The sequence below is a fragment of the Butyrivibrio sp. genome (assembly GCF_024699075.1).
On sequence record NZ_JAILQF010000013.1, the window covers coordinates 1 to 4,713 of the forward strand.

The following is a 4,713-nucleotide window of genomic DNA, read 5'->3' on the forward strand; positions in this document are numbered from 1 at the left end:
CGCTTAAAAAACTTGTCAAAATCAAAAATTATACGATAAATATAAAAGAGAATGAAGATTTTGGTGTTGTAATGCCGACGTATTGGGAAGGTTTACCCTCTATTTTGTTGGATTATTTGAAAAATGTAACAATAACAGTTACAGGAAGCCATCATTATTTTTATTTTGTAGCAACTTATGGCTGCGATTATGGAAATATTCTGTCTACAGCTCAAAAGGAATTTGCCCCAAAGGGCATTATATTTGACAGCCTATATGCCGCCAGGTTTGTAGATAACTGGAGCCCCATGTTTAATCTTAATAATAAAGATAAAAATCGAAGGGCTGAAGAAAATGGTAAACGCGAAACAGCTGCTATAATTAAAGCTATAATAAATAAAGAACAAGGACATATACTGCCAGACCAAATGACAGCTTTCCAGGCTGCAAGGGCAAAAGATACATATGATGCAATCAGAAAAACCAGCCTTTTTAAAGTCAATAATGATTTATGTGTTGGTTGTGGTTTATGTGAAAGACAGTGTCCTACACAAGCTATACAAATAGTAAATAATGCACCCGTATGGGTAAAGGATACCTGTACCTTGTGCCTTGGATGTTTTCACAGATGTCCTGCCGCAGCAATTGATTATGATAACAGTTTACGAAACGGTCAATATGTTTTTTCCGGAATATCTTTGGAGGATTGATGGATGAGTTCAACTACTTATGAGAAAAAAGCATCGATCAAAAATGGTCTTGGGAGAATGATGTTTTCGGTTCTTGTACTGCTTTTAGAAGCAATATTTATAATATTTGTCTTTTTAAAGCTAAATGATTATGCCATTTGGATAAATGGAGTTACAAGAGTAGCAGCATTATTTATTGTACTTTCTTTGTATGGTAGTAATTATATTTCAAGTATAAAGATGCCCTGGATCATTCTGATACTGGTATCTCCTATTATTGGTGTAGGCATATATCTTGTAGTTGGACTTAATTCAAAGCCTCATAAGATGCGAAATATATATACAAGGATTGATGAGGCTTTAAATCCTTTATTGTCATCAAACAGAGCTGATCAGAATTATACATCTTACGAAAGGTTAAAAGATAAACACAAAGATCTTGCATCTATATCTTCCTATATATGGAAAAACAGTTCTTATCCTGTTTATGATGACTCAGATATTACTTATTATGCATCTGCCTGCGAAGGATTAGAAGCTCAAAAAGAAGCAATGAAAAATGCTGAGAAATTTATATTTTTTGAATATCATGCTATTGAAGATAGTGAAGCCTGGAATGGAATATTTGAAATTTTGAAAAGAAAAGCCAGTGAGGGCGTTGAAGTAAGAGTATTCTATGACGATATGGGGTCTATTGGATTTATTAATACCGATTTTATAGACAGGCTTTATGAAAGTGGTATTTCATGCAGAGTTTTTAATCCTTTTGCTCCGGGACTTAATCTGTTCCTTAATAACAGAGATCATAGAAAAATTACTGTTATTGATGGAATTGTAGGATTTACAGGTGGATATAATATAGCAAATGAATACTTTGGCATAACTGAGCCATATGGAAAATGGAAAGATACAGGGATTAAGATTGAAGGACAGGCTGTCAGAAGTCTTACGATAGCATTTCTTGAAAACTGGAATGCTGCAGCCAGCAAAGACTCCAAGGGGCATCAGGATCTTGATATACTTAACACTGGCAGAAATACAGCCTTAGAGATGACAAGTACTGATAAAACTAAATATTTGCCTGATTTTAGTTATTCAAAAAAAGAAGATGGTGGCTTTATCCAGCCTTATGCAGACAGCCCCATGGATGATGAAAATCTTGGTGAAAATGTGTATATCAGTATCATTAATAATTCTAAGGACTACTGCTGGATGATCACTCCGTATCTGATCATCACAGATGAAATGATACATGCGATGGGTCTTGCAGCTAAAAGGGGCGTTGACATAAGAATTATAACGCCTGGTATTCCTGATAAGAAGATCATATATTCTGTTACAAGAAGTTATTACAATACATTAACAAGAAATGGAGTTAAGATTTACGAATGGACTCCGGGATTTTGTCATTGTAAGATGTGCGTAAGTGATGATGTAGTAGCAACTTGCGGTACGATAAATCTGGATTATAGAAGTTTATATCATCACTTTGAAAATGGCTGTATGTATATGGATTGCCAGGCAGTTCTTGAAACTAAAAAAGATTTTGAGAATATATTCACCCAGTCTCAGGATGTTACAAATCAATATATAGGCCTTGGAGGTTTTTTGAAATTTGGGCAGCTGGTACTTCGATTGTTCGCATCGCTTTTATAAGAAGCAAGTTGGAAAACTTGATTGTCTTATATTCCTAAGAATATCTTTTTTAAGAAATCCGCAGGCAACGCGGATTTCTTATTTTAAATCATAAGAATCTGTATGTCAGACTCACTTATTTGCGATATTTTATTTGATATTCCTGTGGAGTGCAGCCTGCATATTTTTTGAAGGTAGTATAAAAATATGGAAGATTATCATATCCGCAACTGATTGCAATATCTTTAATAGGAGTGTCTGAGAAGATTAAAAGACGCTCAGCCTCACCCATGCGACAACTAATAATATACTGATTAATTGTAAAACCAGTCTCTGCCTTAAACTTTTTGGATAAATAGAATGGGCTAATAAAAAATTCTTTAGCCAGATTGTTTATTGAAAGGTTTGAGGCATAATTCTTTTCTATATATCTTAAAACAGGGCGTATATCTTTTTTTTCTGTATCTGTAATCTTGTTCTTAGAAGAATCCAGATGAAAGTCCTTATAAACTATAGTTAAAATGGTCTGTAAGACCTTATTGATCTTAGAAACATCAACATACATAGTATCTACAGACTGATCCAAAATATATTTAAATAAAGCATCAAAAAAAGGTTTATTTGAACCGGTAGATATAATCGGAATATCAGATTCTGCGATAAGGCAATTGGGTTCAAGATTATCAAGCTTTATGCCGGAAATTCCAATACATACCTGTTCTATAGGGTTCTTTAAATCTGTTTTTTCTGCATGCATAACCTTGGCATTCTTAATGATCAAATCTCCAGGATGGGTTTCATAGAATTTATCTCCGCAATAAAGTGCGCTTTGTCCTGCAAAAATATAAGAAATTTCCACAGTATCTGAATGGGAATGAGTCATGAATGACCAGTTAGGATCTGTGGCTGCATGAACATAGCTTAAATTTGCTATAGCAACATTTTTAAATAAATCATTGTCTGGATTTAATATTGGAAAGTTTGCAGTATACATAAAGCTACCTCCAGTTAATTCCTTTTAAATCAAAAATTTTTAACTTGGTATTCATATTCAATATTAAAGATTTGCTTTTAATATCTATAAATTATAATGATTTGTCATACACATGACAAGATTTTGAAATTAAATAGCAAGAAAATAGAAAAGATTATAGAATACCAAATTTTAAAATAGCTAAAATAAAGGATTTGTTTAAAAGTAAAATAGCAATAATTTGAAATACCATGATGGAAATTTGGAATAAAAAAGACAAGAAAATGAATATATCATAGCTATAACAAAAAGAGAACAAGAAAAAGCCAAAAACAAGGAGGCAAAGTAATGCATTTTTCAAGTGGAATAAATAGACCTCCATACGAAGCTATGGATGGATTTTTACAGGTAACAAGTGGGTGCTCTCACGGTCAATGTGAGTTCTGTACTTTCTATAAGGATGCACCCTTTAAAGTGTCAGAGCTTAAGGAAGTAGAAGAAGATATTAAAGAGTTGGCAAGTTATGGATGGAATTTTGAAAGAATTTATTTGCAGGGAGCTGATCCTTTTATCTTATGAAAAACTTGCAAAAGTAGCTGAGCTTATCCATAAATATCTGCCTTATGTTAAATCAATTGGCGGCTATGCAAGAGTTGACAATGTAAAGAATAAAACTGTGGAAGAGCTGAGAAAGCTTCATGAAATGGGCTACAGTAATTTCTATTTTGGAAATGAATCAGGTGATGATTTTATTTTAAAGAGAATGAATAAGGGTTACGAGGCTAAGGTTGTAGTTGAGATGCTCAGTAAACTTGATGAAGCCGGAATGCCATATATTATGAATTTTCTTGGAGGACTTGGAGGTCACGGCTATGGCCTTGATCACGCATTAAAGTCTGCAGATGTTATTAATCAGCTTCACCCTAGTATGGTTTACGCTTTAGAACTTACTCTTTTCCCTGATACTCCTTTATCAAGAGATTTAAAAGCAGGTAAATTTATAGAGGCAACGGAACAAGAAAGGTTTGAAGAACTGAAAGCCCTGATAGATGCAATAAATATTCCTACAGTATTTAAAGCAGAGCACGTAACAATGCCTGCACCAATAAGGGGAACCTTGCCTCAGGATAAAGCTGAAATAATCGAATATCTTGATAATTTAATTGAAGCTGCCAAAAAAGGGGCCTTCGATAATTATAGAAGTAAAGTCAACAGTTTATAAGAAGGAGAAATCAAAATGGTAACAATTATCGCAACATTTAACGTAAAAGAGGATTGTGTAAGTAAGTTTGAAACACTTGCAAAGGAGTGCATTGTAGCATCAAGAAAGGAAGCGGGAAATGTAGATTATCATCTTTATACAGGTAAAGAAGATAAGACAAAATTCTTCTTTGTAGAAGTATGGAAGGATGATGAGGCAATCAATACTCATAATGC

6 protein-coding genes are annotated in these 4,713 nt (G+C 33.6%); 5 read left to right on the forward strand and 1 reads right to left on the reverse strand.

All coding sequences use genetic code 11. The features are described from left to right. Both K6G87_RS00355 and K6G87_RS00360 read left to right on the forward strand, forming a co-directional pair. On the forward strand, positions 1 to 689 hold a 689-nt coding region (locus K6G87_RS00355; protein WP_296832308.1), incomplete at its 5' end, for an EFR1 family ferrodoxin. A gap of 3 nt (positions 690 to 692) precedes the next feature. Continuing rightward, positions 693 to 2,324 carry a phospholipase D-like domain-containing protein gene (locus tag K6G87_RS00360; RefSeq protein WP_296832311.1) on the forward strand — a complete coding sequence of 544 codons (1,632 nt, stop codon included), beginning with the start codon at positions 693 to 695 and terminating at the stop codon, positions 2,322 to 2,324. Between the two features lie 115 nt (positions 2,325 to 2,439). On the opposite strand, the gene K6G87_RS00365 is transcribed toward K6G87_RS00360, so the two are convergent. Beyond that, positions 2,440 to 3,297: a helix-turn-helix domain-containing protein gene (locus K6G87_RS00365; protein WP_296832314.1), complete on the reverse strand. Its 858-nt coding sequence runs from the start codon at positions 3,295 to 3,297 to the stop codon at positions 2,440 to 2,442. Between the two features lie 327 nt (positions 3,298 to 3,624). On the opposite strand from K6G87_RS00365, the gene K6G87_RS00370 reads away from it, so the two are divergent. The 3 genes from K6G87_RS00370 to K6G87_RS00380 all read left to right on the forward strand — a co-directional run. Beyond that, positions 3,625 to 3,855 carry a hypothetical protein gene (locus K6G87_RS00370; protein ID WP_296832317.1) on the forward strand — a complete coding sequence of 77 codons (231 nt, stop codon included), beginning with the start codon at positions 3,625 to 3,627 and terminating at the stop codon, positions 3,853 to 3,855. Next, complete coding sequence (locus K6G87_RS00375; RefSeq protein ID WP_296832319.1) at positions 3,800 to 4,498, forward strand: radical SAM protein; 699 nt, start codon at positions 3,800 to 3,802, stop codon at positions 4,496 to 4,498. Before K6G87_RS00370 ends, K6G87_RS00375 begins: the two co-directional genes overlap by 56 nt. Positions 4,499 to 4,513: 15 nt before the next feature. Further along, positions 4,514 to 4,713: putative quinol monooxygenase (locus K6G87_RS00380; protein WP_296832322.1), on the forward strand; the 200-nt coding region annotated here is incomplete at its 3' end.